Origin of the sequence: Dechloromonas hortensis (assembly GCF_009469765.1) — a bacterium.
Taxonomy (GTDB): domain Bacteria; phylum Pseudomonadota; class Gammaproteobacteria; order Burkholderiales; family Rhodocyclaceae; genus Azonexus; species Azonexus hortensis.
Window position 1 is genome coordinate 373,049 of the sequence record NZ_SSSQ01000001.1, and the last position, 15,024, is coordinate 388,072.

The following is a 15,024-nucleotide window of genomic DNA, read 5'->3' on the forward strand; positions in this document are numbered from 1 at the left end:
CTTACCCAATCCCCTTCGCACCTGCCAAGGGCGCGAGCTTTCATGACCCAAACCCAGACGACGCCCCCCAGCCCACCGCTGGTTCTTGTTTTTGCCGCCAGCGATCCATCCTGCGGTGCCGGTGTTCAGGCCGACATTCTGACCCTGGCCAGCCTGGGCTGCCATCCGCTGACCGCGCTAACCGCCCTGACTGTGCAAGACACCGTCGGCGTCCAAAGCGTACACCCGGTCGCCGCTGAACTTCTCGAACAGCAAGCACGCACCGTCCTCGAGGACATGCCGGTCGCCGCCTTCAAGATTGGCGTGCTGGGCAGCGTCGAAAATGTGGTCACCGTGGCCGAGATTCTTTCCGACTACCCGGAAATCCCGCTGATCTTCGACCCGGTCCTGGCCTCCGGCCGGGGCGACGAGTTCTCGGGCGAGGAAATCATTTCGGCGATGCGCGAATTGCTGCTGCCGCAAACGACGCTGCTCACCCCCAACGCACCGGAAGCACGGCGCCTGGCCGAGAGCGACGACGATGAAAGCGAGCCGAGCATCGACGTCTGCGCCCAGCGCCTGATCGAGATGGGGGCCCAGTACGTACTGATTACCGGCACCCACGAAAGCACGCCACAGGTCGTCAATACGCTGTACGGCCCGCAAGGCGTCATCCGCCGCGACAGCTGGGAGCGCCTGCCGGGTAGCTATCACGGCTCCGGCTGCACACTGGCCTCGGCGATCACCGGCTGCATTGCCGGCGGCGCCAGTATCGAGGACGCCGTGCGCGACGCCCAGGACTACACCTGGCAGACCCTGAAAAATGGCTTCCACGCCGGCATGGGACAACTGATACCGGATCGTTTCTTCTGGGCGCGTGACGAGGAAGAGACAGAAACGCCGGCAGAAACGGCCAGCAAGGATAGCGATGGCAAATAAGCTGCGTGGCCTCTACGCCATCACGCCGGAATGCGCTGACGGCCGGCACCTGCTTGCCCAGGTCGAAGCGGCATTGGCCGGCGGTTGCCGCCTGCTGCAATACCGCGACAAGCTGAGCGAGATGCCGGAACGCGTCGCCCGCGCCAGCGCCTTGCGCCAGTTGACCAGGCGCTTTGGCGCCCGCCTGCTGATCAATGACGACCTCGCCCTGGCCCTGCTGATCGGCGCCGATGGCGTGCATCTTGGCCAGGAGGACGGCAACCTCGTCGCCGCCCGCGCCATTCTCGGCCCGAGCCGGCTACTTGGCGCCTCGTGCTATGCCGATTTCGCGTGCGCCCGGCAAGCGGTGGCTGCTGGCGCCGATTACGTCGCCTTTGGTGCCGTCTATCCGTCACCGACCAAGCCGCACGCCCCGCTTGCTGCGGTCGACCTGTTCCAACAGGCAAAAACCGCCCTCACCGCCAGCAGTTGCGCCATCGGTGGCATCACGCTCGACAATGCCGCCCCGCTGATCACCGCCGGCGCCGACCTGCTGGCAGTCATCACCGACCTGTTCAACGCGCCGGACATCGCCGTCCGTGCCGCTGCCTACCAACATCTCTTCGAGGAAGCCCTGTCATGACCTCACGCAACCAGCAACTGTTCGAACGCGCCCAGCGCCACATTCCCGGCGGCGTCAATTCACCGGTCCGCGCCTTCCGCTCGGTCGGCGGCACGCCGCTCTTTTTCCAGAAAGGCGTCGGCGCCAAGGTGCAGGATGCGGACGGCAAGTGGTACGTCGACTACGTCGGTTCCTGGGGCCCGATGATCCTTGGTCACGCCCACCCCGACGTCATCGCCGCCGTCCAGGCCGCCGTCGTTGACGGCCTCTCTTTCGGCGCGCCGACCGAGAAGGAAGTCGAGATCGCCGACTTGCTCTGTGAACTGGTGCCGTCGATGGAAATGGTCCGCCTCGTTTCCTCCGGCACCGAGGCGACGATGAGCGCCATCCGCCTGGCTCGCGGCTACACCGGCCGCGACGTACTGATCAAGTTCGAAGGCTGCTACCACGGCCACTCCGACAGCCTGCTGGTGAAGGCCGGCTCGGGTGCGCTGACCTTCGGCAACCCCTCCTCGGGCGGCGTGCCTGCCGACCTGGCCCAGCACACCATGGTCCTCGCCTACAACGACCCGCAGCAACTGGCTGACGCCTTTGCTGAGCATGGCGACAAGATCGCCGCCGTCATCGTCGAACCGGTGGTCGGCAACATGAACTTGATCGCGCCGACGCCCGAATTCCTCAAAGCGATGCGCGAACTGACCGCCAAGCATGGCGCCGTACTGATTTTTGACGAAGTGATGACCGGCTTCCGCGTCGGCCTGAAGAGCGCCCAGGGCCTCTACGGCATCACCCCGGACCTATCGACGTTCGGCAAGGTGGTCGGCGGCGGCATGCCGCTCGGCGCCTTCGGCGGCAAGCGTGAAATCATGGAACAGATCGCCCCGCTCGGCCCGGTCTATCAGGCCGGCACGCTGTCCGGCAACCCGATCGCCACCGCGGCCGGCCTCGCCACCCTGAAACTGATTCAGGAAAATGGCTTCTACGAAGCGTTGACCGCCAAGACCAAGGCGCTGTGCGACGGCCTGGTCGGCGCCGCGAAAAAACACGGCATCGCCTTCGCCGCCCAGAACGTCGGCGGCATGTTCGGCCTTTATTTCGCCGAACGCTGCCCCAGCACCTACGACGCAGTACTGGCCTGCGACAAGGAAGCCTTCAACCGCTTCTTCCATGCCATGCTCGATGCCGGCCACTACTTCGCCCCCTCGGCCTTCGAAGCCGGCTTCGTCTCGGCCGCCCACAGCGAGGCCGACATCGCCGCCACCATCGGCGCGGCGGATGCCTGGTTCGCCAGCCAGCAATGAGTGCTGCCTCGGCCTGGCTGATCCTCTTCGTGGCCGGTCTGTGCGAGATCGGCTGGGCGGTCGGTCTGAAATACACCGAAGGCTTCAGCCGGTTGTGGCCTTCGGTGGGCACGCTGCTGGCCATGGTCGCCAGCGTACTGCTGCTCGGCTGGTCGCTGAAAGTGCTGCCGCTGGGCACCGCTTACGCCGTATGGACCGGCATCGGCGCCGTCGGTACGGCCATTCTCGGCATGCTGCTATTCGGTGAATCGCGCGAAGTGGCGCGCCTGATCAGTATCGGGCTGATTGTTGCCGGCATCGTCGGCCTCAAGCTGCTCGGCAAGGAATAAAAAAAGGCGACTCAGGAGTCGCCTTTTTTGGAAGCCTGACGAACTCAGGCAATCTTGCGGCGGCGGGATGCCGCCAGGCCGAACAGACCAAGGCCGACCAGCGCCAGCGTTTCCGGCTCGGACACACCATTGCTCACCGACCCTTGTGCAACGGTCGCGTAACGCAGCGTGCCGCCAGCCACCAGATATTCGCCAAAGCCGTCACCATAGAAGGTCACGCTGGTAAACGTGCTGGTATCGTCGATTGCGGCCACGAAATTGGTGTAGACGTAATCTACAAAACCATCGCCATCGTAATCCTTGTTGCCCGGATTGGTCAGCGCACTGGTGGCATTGGCCACCAAACGGGTAGCACCACCGTCAAAGGAAATGAAAAGATTGGAGCCAGTCGGCGCCCCCGTATCGGCGTGCGTCACGCTGGTGCAGCAGGTTGCCCAATCGCCGATTTGCAGACCAAAGGCGTTTACCGGATTGGCGAAGGTGAAGGTCAGACCTGAACCGGCAGCGGGGCTGGTCGGATTGATCCCGATGGCCTGGCCACCCAGCGCATAGCTCGCACCTGAGGCGCGGTAGCTGTTGTAATCGTTGTCGATCGAGCGAAATGCCCCGTTGGTCGATGAAATCGTCAAGCCGGGCAGCGACCAGCTACTGCCACTCGACAGACCGGACAGCGACAACGTGGTCACGGTGCCACCGACGCCGGCAATGGTGGCATCAAAGGAAGCCTGACCACTGACAATGTCGTTGTTATAGATAACCGGGGCAGCAGTTGCCCCCAGGGAAAAGAAAGCCGACAGCGCGGCAACCAACAGTTTTTGCTTCATTAGAACCCCCTTGATGAACGGTTCGCCTAACGAGCAAATTCGATGCCAGTAAAAATTTACCTAAACAAACAATACGTTAAAAGAGGTAAAGGTACCTGAAACCCGGTAGTGTAAATTTTTCCGACAGTCCGTTCGGCCGCTGTCGGAAAATTGCAGCTACATCAGGAACAGCGTCGCCAACCCCAAGAAGATGAAGAAACCACCGGAGTCGGTCAGGGCGGTGATCATCACCGAGCCGCCAATTGCCGGGTCGGCGCCGAATTTCTGGCGCAACAGCGGGATGCCGACCCCGGCCGAGGCGGCCAGCAACAGGTTGAGGGTCATCGCCGAGGTCATCACGATGCCCAGCTTGAAACTACCGTAGAGCCACCAGGCGGCAAGACCGAGCAGGCCGCCCCAGATCAGGCCGTTGATGGTCGCCACGCCCAGCTCCTTGCGCAACAGGCGGCGCATGGCGTCGGGCTGAACCTGGCCCATGGCGATGGCGCGGACGATCATGGTAATCGTCTGATTACCAGAATTACCGCCAATACCGGCGACGATCGGCATCAGCGCCGCCAGCGCGACCAGCTTCTCGATCGAATCCTCGAAAGCACCGATCACCCGCGAGGCGACAAAGGCGGTGACCAGATTGATCGCTAGCCAGGACCAGCGGTTTTTCACCGAATCCCAGACCGACGCGAAGATGTCTTCCTCTTCCCGCAGACCGGCCTGGGCCAGCTGTTCGCTTTCTGCCTCTTCGCGAATGAAGTCGACCACCGCATTCACCGTCACCCGCCCGACCAACCGCCCCTCCGGATCGACCACCGGGGCCGAGACGAGATCGTAGCGTTCGAAGGCCTTGGCCGCTTCGTCAGCCAGATCGTCCGGCTCCAGCTCAACGAAGTCGGTCTGCATCAAGATGCCGACTTCGACATCGACCTCATTGACCAGCAGAATGTTCAAGGGCAGTACGCCCTTCAGGCGTTCATTGCGATCAACGACAAATAGCTGGTCGGTATGGTCGGGAAGTTCGTCGAAACGGCGCAGATAACGCAAGACGACTTCGAGCGAAATGTCTTCGCGAACAGTGACCATGTCGAAATCCATGATCGAGCCGACCGAGTCTTCCGGATAGGACATCGCGGCGCGTAGCTGTTCGCGCTCTTCAACCGACAAACCGCGGAAAACGTCGTCGATAACGCCTTGTGGCAAGTCTGGCGCCAGGTCGGCCAGTTCATCGGCGTCGAGCGTCTCGGCGGCGGCAACCAGTTCGGTCCGCTCCATCGAGTCGATCAGCGTTTCGCGAACGGCGTCCGAGACTTCGAGCAGGATTTCGCCTTCGCGCTCGGCCTTGACCAGATCCCAGGCGATCAACCGCTCGTCGAGCGGCAGCGCTTCCAGGATATAGGCGATGTCGGCCGGGTGCATCGGCTCCAGCCGGGCCTGCAGCTCGTTGAGATGCTGCTTGTGCACCATGTCTTCGACCAGGTCGTGACGCGGCCCTTCCTGTCGGTGCACCAGCTCCTCAACCAGCTTATGCCGGGCGAGCAGGGTCTGCACCTCGGCGAGGCGCTCCTGCAAGTCTTCGGTATCGGTCAGCTGGGCTTCTTCGCTCATGGTGCGGTGCCGCAAAAGGTGCGCCATTTTAGCACCGGGCGAATGTCGAGGTTTTGACAAAATCGCTGCGGAAAACCCTTATTTGCAGCCGATCAGGGCACTTCGGCGCTCGCCATCCGGCCAAGAATGATCGACGTTTTTCGCCCGAGGCCGGGCGCTCCACGATTGCGGTCGTAAAAGCGAGGATTCGGCACCATGCCGGCCAAACGCGCCGCCTGTTCCGGCCCAAGTTGGGCGGCGCTGGCGTTGTAGTAATGACGGGCCGCGGCTTCGGCGCCAAATACGCCATTGCCCCACTCGATCACGTTCAGATAAACCTCGAAGATGCGCCGCTTGCTCCACAGGTTTTCGAGCATCACGGTAATGATCGCTTCTTCAACTTTGCGGAAATAGGATTTGCTCGGCGTCAGGAAGAGATTTTTCGCCAATTGCTGGCTGATGGTCGAACCGCCGGCCACGAAGCGGCCTTTTTTCTGGTTCTTTTCCAGCGCTTTCTGCATGCCTTCCCAATCGAAGCCTTCATGATCGACGAACTTGGCGTCTTCTGCGGCAATGATGGCGCGCTTCAGGTGAATGGAAATCCGCTCGTAAGGCACCCATTGCTGCTTGAGCTGAGCCTCCGGATTCTTCTGGCGCAATTCGCCGAGCCGGATTTCCATGAAACGCGTCGTGCCCGGATTGAACCAGCCCCAGAGCAGCACCCAGCAAAACAGCCAGAGTTGCCAGAGCAGGAACAAACCGAACAGGCCGAGAACGGCCCACTTGAGCCAGCGGCCCAACGTTTTCATCCGGCCAGGCCGGCGCGCAGTTCCGCCAGCAGGTCGCCGGTCAGCGGCCGCAGGCCACGCCAGACGAAGAAGGCTTCTGCCGCCTGTTCGACCAGCATGCCCAGGCCATCGGCACAACGGGCCGCCCCCTGCTCGCGGGCGATCTGCAGGAACGGCGTTTCACCCTTGCCGTACATCATGTCGTAAGCCAGCGCCCCTGGCGCGAAGACTCCCGATGGCAAAGGCACGGCCTCGCCGGACAAGCTGGCAGACGTCGCATTGATCACCACATCGAAACATTTGCCTGCAGTTTTATCGAAATTACCGGCGTCGACCGGCGCCATATCGGCAAAAGCATCGGCCAGGAGTTCGGCCTTCGCCGCCGTACGGTTGGCAATGAACAAGGCGGCCGGCCGCGCAGCCAGCAAGGGAGCGATCACCCCGCGCGACGCACCGCCGGCGCCGAGCAACAGGATGCGCTTGCCGGCCAGGGTGCAACCGAGGTTGACGGTAATGTCGCGAACCAGCCCGGCGCCGTCGGTGTTGTCGCCGAAAATCTCGCCGCCTTTAAAGGCCAGCGTATTGACCGCGCCGGCCCGGGCGGCGCGCTCGCTGAGCTGCGTGCTCAGACGAAAGGCCTCTTCCTTGAACGGCACCGTGACATTCGCCCCCTTGCCGCCTGCAGCGACAAAATCGGAAATTGCCTGTTTGAAGCCGTCGACCGCAGCAAGACGGGCTTCGTAGCGCATGGCCTGGCTGGTGGCGGCGGCGAAGGCGGCATGGATGAGCGGCGACTTGGAATGGGCAATCGGGTTGCCAAAAACGGCGTAGAGATCGGTCATTTGGCGGAAAGCTGATCGCCCTGGGTGAAATACCAGGTGCGGGTGATTTCGAGAACGTCGGTATCGCGCCGAATATCCGGCGGGAAAGGCGAATAGGGGCCAGCCATCTGGACAATGCGGCGCGCCGAATCATCGAGCAGCTTGTGCCCCGAGGAACGATTGATATCGATCCGCCCGATTGAGCCATCGGCATTGATCGCCACCGTCAGCACCAGCGAGCCGTACAACTTGCCTCGCGCCGCATCGGGATAATTCAGCGTGCCGATGCGCTCGATTTTCTGGCGCCAGTCCTCGATGTACTGGGCGAAGCGGTATTCCTCGGCGCGCGCGCCGACAAATTTCTTGCGCGGCCGCTTGGTGTATTCGTCGGTGGTCTTGCTGATCTCCCCCTCCAGACGCGCCATTGCTCGCGCCGATTCGGCCAGGTCGAGACCGCTGATGCTCGGCGCCGGATTCGGTTGTTCGTTCGCCGTCTGACTGGACGCCACATTACGCAGGCTACGCGCCTGGGTCAGCATCTTCTGCTGGGCAACTTCCAGTTCCTGTACCCGGCGGCGCATCTGCTGCAGGTCATTGCCGGTCGTTTGTTGCGCCGTCGACGGCAAAGGGGTTTTGGCCCGACGGTTTTCATCAGTATTGCCGCCGCCATCGAGGTTCGACTGGGCCAGCGTCTGCGCGTCATGCGGTTTTCTCGCCGACTTGGCATTGACCAGAATGATGTCGAGCGCCTTTTCGCGCATCGCATTGCTGGCATCGGGGAATTTGAAATGCAGCGTCAGCAGCAGGGCATGGAAAAGCAGCGATGAGCCGACCGCAATCCAGAGTCGGCGATTATCCGGCAGCCGGGGCTGCCAGCGAAGCGCCTGTGCACTCACTGCTCTTCCTCCTCCGCTGCTTCGGCGACATTGCTGTCGCCGAGCAGGTTGAGGAAACGGCAGGTCAATTCCGGGGCCAGTAGATCGAGTGTTTCGAGCTGCAGATGAACGCGCGTCCCGGGCAGCAGATCAGCCGGCAACGAGGGCACGCGCAGCATCAGCGGCAGGTGGTCGAGCTTGACCAGTTGCTCGCGGCGGACGGTGGCGTCGATTTCCGTGATGTCGTGCTGCTGCAGCCAGCGCAGGCACCAGTACCGCTCCATCACCCGCTGGAAATCGGCGTAGGCGGCGTAAGTCATCTCGAAATCGCGCATGGCGGCGAACAGTTCGGCCGATTTCTGGGCAAAGGCCGGCGTTTCGCCTTTCAGACAGGCGATCAGCTGCCATTGATTGACCATGTCGCAATAGCGCCGCAACGGCGAAGTCATCCAGGCATATTGCGGCACACCGAGGCCTTCGTGCGGCAGCGGCGAAGTCGTCATGCGCACCTTGCCCTGGGTCTGGGCGCGGTACAGGCAGGCGATGTTCTTCTCGGCGAGCAGGCCGCCCCAGGTCGAATTGGCGACAATCATCAGCTCGGCGACCAGCTTGTCGAGCGGACTGCCGCGCTTGCGCTCGGAAATCCCGACGGTACACGCGTCCGGGTCGGCCAGATCGCCGACGATCTCGAAGTTGTAGTCGTTGATGCCCTGCATTGCCGACGGCTTGCCGCGGCGGCCTTCACAGGCGTTGGCGAAGTGCCAGAGATGCACCAGTTCATCCTTGAACGGCTGGTCGGGCAAGGCGCCGCCGATGGTCTCGGCATTGAACCAGGGTTCGATCTCGTGGTGGCGCAGGTTGGCGGCGATGTGAACCATTTCCAACCGCGACTCGTGGCTGAGAATTTCCAGCGATTCATTGACCGTCAGGTACAAGGACACCGCCGGGCAATCGACGCCGCCAGCCAGCGTGTAGTTCTGGACCACGGCATCGGGCAGCATGGTGATCTTGTTGCCGGGCATGTAGACGGTAGACAGCCGGGCGCGGGCGACGCCGTCGAGCGGCGAACCGTGTTCGATGGCCAGCCCCGGCGCGGCGATGTGGATGCCGATGCGCGAACCGATGCCAGGCAGCTTGACGACCGATAGCGCATCGTCGATTTCGGTCGTGTTGGCATCGTCGATCGAGAAGGCGCGAACATCAGCGCGCGGCAGGTCGCTCGGCAGCTTCGGCGCGTCAAGAGCCGGAAAAGCGACGCCCTTCGGGAACTGTTCGTGCAGGAAGCGCTTGTAGTGCAGGTAGTAGGCCGACTTGATGGCGCCGCACTTGAACAGCATTTGTGCCGCGGTCAGTCCGGTTTCGGCGCAGGCCGTCTCGAAGGCCTTGGTTTCCGGCTTGTTGCGGTCCGGCGCATAGAGCAGCGCATCGGTCAGCGCGCCGATTTCCGGCGGCAGGCTGAATTCCTTCAGCGCATTGATCCAGCCTTCAATCGCGACAGCTTGCTGACGCTTTTTTTCAAGGCTGGCCAGAGCAGCTGCGAGAATGTCGGGGGGCGCCTTGCGGAAGCGGCCCTTGCCTTTGCGGTGGAAATAGACGGGCGCGGCGTGCAGGGCGAGCAGCACCGCCGTCGCTTCGACCGGCGCGGGCTCGTGTCCGTAGTAATCACGGGCAAAATCAAGAAACGAAAATTCGCCATCGTTCACGCACTCCCACAGGAAATCCGGTTCGATCTCTTCGGCCAACGGCGTCGCCTGATCCAGCAAGGCTGCCGCCGACGGTTTTTCAAAACGCAGCAACACGGTTGCCGCCTTGATCTTGCTGCGCTTGCCGGTCGGCAACTCAACCTGCAACGAGCTGTCGTTGTCGGCCATCACATTGCCGGCCTTGAAGCCGCCATCTTCTTCAAACAATACGTTCATCGCCGGATTATAACCCGGCGCGAATTTCCGCGAATTCAAGGATTTGCGGAATGAACTCCGGAAACCGGGTGAAGCTGTGATCGCCGCCGTTCAGCACCGTTTGCCGACAAGCGGCGTAAAAGTCCTGCGCCTGCCGGTAATCGAGTACCTCGTCGCCGGTTTCGAGCAACAGCCAGTAGCGCGCCGGCGTCGGCCGGACGACCTGCGCCCGCAATTGGGCGGCGTGGGCTTCACTGAAGAAAAACTGTTCGCCGGTATGGAAATTGACGTGATCGCCGACGAATTTTGCCAAATCCAGACGGTCGACCGTAGCGGGGTTGATCAGCACCGCCTTCAAGCCAAATTTTTCAGCCAGGTGGTTGGCGTAATGCCCGCCAAGCGACGAACCGACCAGCGTCACCGGCCCCGGCGCCTGCTCGATCAGTGGGCCGACCTCGGCCATCGCCGTATCCGGCACCGGCGACAGTTGCGGGCAGACGAACTGCCCGGCCAACCCGCGCCGGGCCATTTCCTCGGCCAGCAGGCGTGACTTCCACGATGCCGGCGAGGAACAGAAGCCGTGCAGATAGATGATCTGCGGCTGGCCTAGTTTGCCGTCCATTGCACCCAACCAAATTGCGCGGTGGCCAGCACGACAATACCGAAGGCAATGCGGTACCAGGCGAAGGGCACGAAATCATGGCTGGAGATGAAGCGCAACAGCCAGCGCACGCACAGGAAGGCCGAGATGAAAGCCGAGATGAAACCGACCACCCACATGCCGATATCGTCGGCATTGAGCAGGGCGCGCTCCTTGTACAGTTGATAGAAGGTCGCCACGCCGAGCGTCGGAATCGCCAGGAAGAAGGAGAACTCGGTCGCCGCCTTGCGCGACAGACCGAAAAGCAGGCCGCCGATGATCGTCGCGCCGGAACGCGAAGTGCCGGGAATCAGCGCGAAGGCCTGGGCGATGCCGAGCTTCAGCGCATCGGCGATGCTCATTTCCTCGACCGTCTGGACGCGGATCTTGTGCTCGCGCCGCTCGGCCCACAGGATGACCAGGGCACCGACGATGAAGGTGGTCGCCACCGCGATCGGGTTGAACAGGTTGGCCTTGATCGCCTTGCCGAAGGCCAGTCCGAGGATGGCCAGCGGCAGGAAGGCGACGAACAGGTTGAGCAGGAACTTCTGCGCCGCCGGGTCGGAGGTCGCACCGCGCGCCACCTTGAGCAGGCGCTCACGGTATTCCCAGACGACGGCCAGAATGGCGCCGAACTGAATGACAATTTCAAACAGCTTGCCGCGATCGTCGTTAAAATTTAGTAGATCGCCGGCCAAAATCAAATGCCCGGTTGACGAGATCGGCAGAAATTCGGTCAGCCCTTCGACGATGCCGAGGATCAGGGCCTTGAGAAGAAGAATGGGGTCCATGTGATGCAGCCTAGGTTGGGAGGCCGCATTCTACTATCCCGGATGAGTCAAAGTTTCGAGTTCGCCAAGCCATTTCAGCGCATGCTCACGGGATATCCCGCACATTTCAAACGACGGCTGCAGACCGCCGCAGCAGGCCGGGCGTTCCGGCTGGCCGAAGATGCGGCAACGCAGGTCGGCAGCGAGATGCTGGCAAGGGATGCCGGCCGGCTTGTTGAGCGAGGAAATCGACGGCGCGATGCAGCAGGCGCCGCAACCGGGGCGACAGGCGAGAGGCGGGGCACTGCTTTCAGCCATGCGCGGCCAACTCCAGGCGAAGCAGTTGATACTGGCTTGCTGCCACAGGGCGCGCGATCAAGCCTGCGATTTTTCGAGAACGGCCAGCAATTGCAGGGCGCGGGCCCGGTTTTTGGCAATGGCCGCCTCGCGTTCGGCCACCTTGGCATCTTCTTCCCGGGAAAACTGCATCAACAGCTCATGCAGCTTTTGCGCCTCAGCAGCCTCATCCGGGGCGGCATCGGCCGAGGGTAAAGAAGGGTCTTTCGATGATGACATGAAGCTTTCCAGTGGAAATCGAGCGGTAGCGGATTCTAATGGATTGGGCGCGGGAAAACCGAAAGCCTTGGTCAGCCCAGTGCGATAAAGAGAAAGCCGGACGTCCGGCGCTCGACCAAAGCCGCCGGCGGCGTACGGGTCATCAATACATGGCCGGCACGTTGCCATCCCCGACCATAGGCCTTGCTGGCTCTAGGTGGCAACAACTTGGTGATTGGCCGATAGCGGCACGAAGCTGGCACTTGCGCCGTCGAGCGCATCGATCACCCCTTTCTCGATGTCGTACACCCAACCGTGCAGATTCAGGCGGCGCTGCGCCAGGGCTAGGGCAACCGACGGATGAGTCCGGATATTGGCGAGCTGGGCGATCACGTTCTGGCGAACCAGCGCATCGGCTTTCTCCTGCGGAGTCGCGTACGTCTGCGAGGCAACGACGGCCTTGGCCGAATCCGCATAGCGCAACCAGTGCGCGACCGCCGGCAGATGGTCGAGGCATTGACAGCTGGAAATTGCCGCCATCGCCCCACAATTCGAATGACCGCAGATCACGATATCGCTGACCTGGAGGACCGATACCGCATACTCGACGGTTGCCGAAACACCACCCGGCTCGGGCCCGTAGGACGGCACGATGTTGCCCGCGTTACGAATGACGAACAGATCACCAGGCTCCTGCTGCGTAAACAGTTCCGGCACCACCCGGCTATCCGAGCAGGTGACAAACAGCACCTTGGGACTCTGCCGCTGCGCCAATTCCTTGAACAGCTGCGTTCTTTCCGGAAAAACGTCCTTTTGAAACTTCAAGAAACCTTCAATGACCTTTTGCACGACTGAACTCCACGAGCGAATCTGATGGGAAATTGCCAGCGATAGAGCCGGAACGCGCAGAGAAGTTCCAAGTGCAATTCTGAGCAGTTAGCCGAAATTGCTACGTTCTTGGTGTTTCTGAAAATCAGCGTAAAGCTGACATTGCTTGAGCCGCCCCCAACCGCCATTCACACAGGGAGGCGAAAAATGACCGCTACCCCTAATCCCAACGCTGCTGATAGGAAAAGGTCGGCAGCTTCCAACTGAAACGGAGCGCCAGCATACGAAAGCCAAAACCGAGGATAAAACAGAGCAGCGTATTGAGGTCGGTATCGACGCCAAGTGACCTCAACCCGATAAAGAGGGCACAGACGAATAGGGAAACGCTGGCGTAGAGCTCCCGACAGAACACCACGGGAACTTGATTGCACAGCACATCGCGCAGAATCCCCCCACAGATCCCGGTCAGCATGCCGGCCATGATGACCACGACCACGGGGTAATCGAGTTGCAGAGCGATATTGCTGCCGATCAGCGAGAAGGCGACCAGGCCCATCGCATCCAGCATCAGGAAGGCACTTTTCATGTGGTGCATGAAGCGGGCGAGCAAGGTCGTTGCCAAGCCGGCCAGAATGACCAGGTAGACGTATTCGGGGTGTTGCGTCCAGCCGATCGGGTAGTTGCCGAGTACGACATCCCGGATCGTGCCGCCGCCGAGGGCGGTGACAAAGGCAATGACGGCGACACCGAAGATATCCATGTTGCGCCGTCCGGCGGCCAGCGCGCCAGACATGGCTTCGGTCGCGATGGCGATCAGATACACGACCAGTAGCAGGTCGAATTGCTTGCTGGCAAGGGGCTGAAAAACGTGGGCGAGACTTTCTAACACAGGGAGACTCCGTCAAATATCAGAAGCCTCGAATCGAGTGCTTCCGTGACGCCTCTCCCCCTGTCCTTTTACCTGAGAGTTTCGGCTCGACAAGAGCCAGCCCCTTCGGTGAGCTGCCAGGCATTCAATGCCCGCAACTGCTCTCCAGTCGGCGAATCTTTTCTACGGTTCATCATGCCTGAGCGATTATGGGAGCTTGCGCCTTCGGCGGAGCCTGGCAAGCCAGAACTCTCTCTCCCGCAGAAGCGGCCGATTATCGTGATGCGGTGAACCTTCTGTCAACCAATGTTCTTGCTGGGTCGGTAGCGAGCCCCCCCTCTCTTTTAGCGATCCCAATACGGGGTTGGGCCAAAACGATTGAGCAGAAACTCAATGAAGGCGCGGACTTTCAGCGGCAAATGCCGGTTTGGCAGATGCACCGCGTAGATGAAACGTTCGGTTGGCACATAGCCGGGCAAGACCTCGACCAGCCGACCTTCCTGCAGATCCTTGCCGACGATGAAGGTCGGCAGTAAAGCCAGGCCAAGGCCGCCGAGCACGGCCTGGGAGAGCGCTTCGTCGTCATTGATGCGCAGGGTGCCGGCGACCGGGATTGAAACATCGCCGTCGACGCCGTTCAGATGCCAGACCCCCTGGGTATTCATGAAGGTGTAGTCCAGACAATTGTGCTCGCCGAGATCCTCGGGAACGAGCGGAATTCCCCGACGGGCAAGGTAGGACGGGCTGGCGCAAATCTTTCGGCGGATCGGCGCCAATTGACGGGCCACGAGGTTCTGGCCGGGCTCGCGGGTAATACGCAGGGCGATGTCGTAGCCTTCGTCGGCCAGATCGACCATTCGGTCGCTGATCGTCAGATCGACGGTCAGGTCGGGATAGCGGGCCATGAAGTCGGGCAAGGCAGAGGCGACATGCATCGTACTGAACGCCACGGGGGCGCTGATCTTCAGTTTGCCGCGCGGCTCCTGATGCAGGCGGGAAATCGTCGTGTCGGCCAGGCTCAGTTCTTCCAGTATCCGGTCGCAGTGCTCGAAATACGCCTCGCCGACATCGGTCAGGCTCAGGCTGCGCGTGCTCCGATGCAGCAAGCGAACCCCCAGGTCGCTTTCCAGCCGGGCGATCGCCTTGCTTACCCGCGATTTGGAGACATCGAGCCGGCGCGCCGCCTCGGAAAAACTCCTGACCTTGACCACGTGGGCGAAAAACAACATGTCATTTATATCGTGCACGAAGCTCCCCGACTGTTATCAAAACGGAAACAGTTTTGTTCAAAAAGAGTGGCTTATCAAGCGCAGTTTCCGACCCTATGATCAAAGCCTCCAAAAACAGTCGAGCCAGGCTTTCTCGATAGAGCGCCCAACAACAACTGAGAATGCCCACGATTAGCTCGTTTGCAACGCTCGTTGGCACAT

The 15,024-nt window shown here is 61.4% G+C and carries 17 protein-coding genes and 1 riboswitch; of the genes, 4 read left to right on the forward strand and 13 right to left on the reverse strand.

Annotated elements, in window-relative coordinates:
- The first annotated feature begins 42 nt into the window (after positions 1-42).
- Genes thiD through sugE form a run of 4 tightly spaced genes read left to right on the forward strand, consistent with a single transcriptional unit; the run spans position 43 to position 3,149 of the window.
- Entirely contained in the window at positions 43-918 is an 876-nt protein-coding gene (gene thiD / locus GH663_RS01840) for a bifunctional hydroxymethylpyrimidine kinase/phosphomethylpyrimidine kinase (protein ID WP_153130028.1), read from the forward strand.
- Positions 908-1,540, forward strand: a complete 633-nt coding sequence (gene thiE, locus GH663_RS01845; protein WP_153130029.1) for a thiamine phosphate synthase — start codon at positions 908-910, stop codon at positions 1,538-1,540. The genes thiD and thiE overlap by 11 nt, the downstream gene beginning before the upstream one ends.
- Positions 1,537-2,820, forward strand: a complete 1,284-nt coding sequence (gene hemL / locus GH663_RS01850) for a glutamate-1-semialdehyde 2,1-aminomutase (protein ID WP_153130030.1) — start codon at positions 1,537-1,539, stop codon at positions 2,818-2,820. The genes thiE and hemL overlap by 4 nt, the downstream gene beginning before the upstream one ends.
- A complete protein-coding gene (sugE, locus tag GH663_RS01855; protein ID WP_153130031.1) occupies positions 2,817-3,149 on the forward strand; it encodes a quaternary ammonium compound efflux SMR transporter SugE in 333 nt (110 codons plus the stop codon). The genes hemL and sugE overlap by 4 nt, the downstream gene beginning before the upstream one ends.
- Before the next feature lie 44 nt (positions 3,150-3,193).
- Here the strand turns inward: sugE and GH663_RS01860 are convergent, their stop codons facing one another.
- The 13 genes from GH663_RS01860 to GH663_RS01920 form a co-directional block, all read right to left on the reverse strand.
- Positions 3,194-3,973 (reverse strand): PEP-CTERM sorting domain-containing protein, encoded by a 780-nt coding sequence (locus GH663_RS01860; RefSeq protein WP_153130032.1) that lies wholly within the window; start codon positions 3,971-3,973, stop codon positions 3,194-3,196.
- Positions 3,974-4,129: 156 nt separating this feature from the next.
- On the reverse strand, positions 4,130-5,572 hold the full coding sequence (gene mgtE, locus GH663_RS01865; protein WP_153130033.1) for a magnesium transporter: 1,443 nt from the start codon (positions 5,570-5,572) through the stop codon (positions 4,130-4,132).
- Between the two features lie 92 nt (positions 5,573-5,664).
- Entirely contained in the window at positions 5,665-6,360 is a 696-nt protein-coding gene (gene mtgA / locus GH663_RS01870) for a monofunctional biosynthetic peptidoglycan transglycosylase (protein ID WP_153130034.1), read from the reverse strand.
- Positions 6,357-7,181, reverse strand: coding sequence for a shikimate dehydrogenase (gene aroE / locus GH663_RS01875; protein WP_153130035.1), 825 nt, complete (start codon positions 7,179-7,181; stop codon positions 6,357-6,359). Before aroE ends, mtgA begins: the two co-directional genes overlap by 4 nt.
- Positions 7,178-8,056, reverse strand: coding sequence for an energy transducer TonB (locus GH663_RS01880; protein WP_211371037.1), 879 nt, complete (start codon positions 8,054-8,056; stop codon positions 7,178-7,180). The genes aroE and GH663_RS01880 overlap by 4 nt, the downstream gene beginning before the upstream one ends.
- Positions 8,053-9,954, reverse strand: coding sequence for a ribonuclease catalytic domain-containing protein (locus GH663_RS01885; RefSeq protein WP_153130036.1), 1,902 nt, complete (start codon positions 9,952-9,954; stop codon positions 8,053-8,055). The genes GH663_RS01880 and GH663_RS01885 overlap by 4 nt, the downstream gene beginning before the upstream one ends.
- Before the next feature lie 7 nt (positions 9,955-9,961).
- Positions 9,962-10,555: a YqiA/YcfP family alpha/beta fold hydrolase gene (locus GH663_RS01890; protein ID WP_153130037.1), complete on the reverse strand. Its 594-nt coding sequence runs from the start codon at positions 10,553-10,555 to the stop codon at positions 9,962-9,964.
- Complete coding sequence (locus tag GH663_RS01895; RefSeq protein WP_153130038.1) at positions 10,540-11,364, reverse strand: undecaprenyl-diphosphate phosphatase; 825 nt, start codon at positions 11,362-11,364, stop codon at positions 10,540-10,542. Before GH663_RS01895 ends, GH663_RS01890 begins: the two co-directional genes overlap by 16 nt.
- A 33-nt stretch (positions 11,365-11,397) precedes the next feature.
- On the reverse strand, positions 11,398-11,661 hold the full coding sequence (locus GH663_RS01900) for a YkgJ family cysteine cluster protein (RefSeq protein WP_153130039.1): 264 nt from the start codon (positions 11,659-11,661) through the stop codon (positions 11,398-11,400).
- A 57-nt stretch (positions 11,662-11,718) separates the two neighbouring features.
- Positions 11,719-11,919, reverse strand: coding sequence for a hypothetical protein (locus tag GH663_RS01905; protein ID WP_153130040.1), 201 nt, complete (start codon positions 11,917-11,919; stop codon positions 11,719-11,721).
- Between the two features lie 192 nt (positions 11,920-12,111).
- The gene (locus tag GH663_RS01910; RefSeq protein WP_153130041.1) at positions 12,112-12,747 is read right to left on the reverse strand and encodes a carbonic anhydrase; all 636 of its coding nucleotides are present in this window, start codon (positions 12,745-12,747) and stop codon (positions 12,112-12,114) included.
- Between the two features lie 199 nt (positions 12,748-12,946).
- Positions 12,947-13,615, reverse strand: a complete 669-nt coding sequence (locus tag GH663_RS01915) for a trimeric intracellular cation channel family protein (protein ID WP_246181476.1) — start codon at positions 13,613-13,615, stop codon at positions 12,947-12,949.
- Between the two features lie 155 nt (positions 13,616-13,770).
- Positions 13,771-13,865, reverse strand: a riboswitch (glycine riboswitch).
- Positions 13,866-13,938: 73 nt separating this feature from the next.
- Positions 13,939-14,841 carry a LysR family transcriptional regulator gene (locus GH663_RS01920; protein ID WP_153130042.1) on the reverse strand — a complete coding sequence of 301 codons (903 nt, stop codon included), beginning with the start codon at positions 14,839-14,841 and terminating at the stop codon, positions 13,939-13,941.
- Positions 14,842-15,024 lie beyond the last annotated feature (183 nt).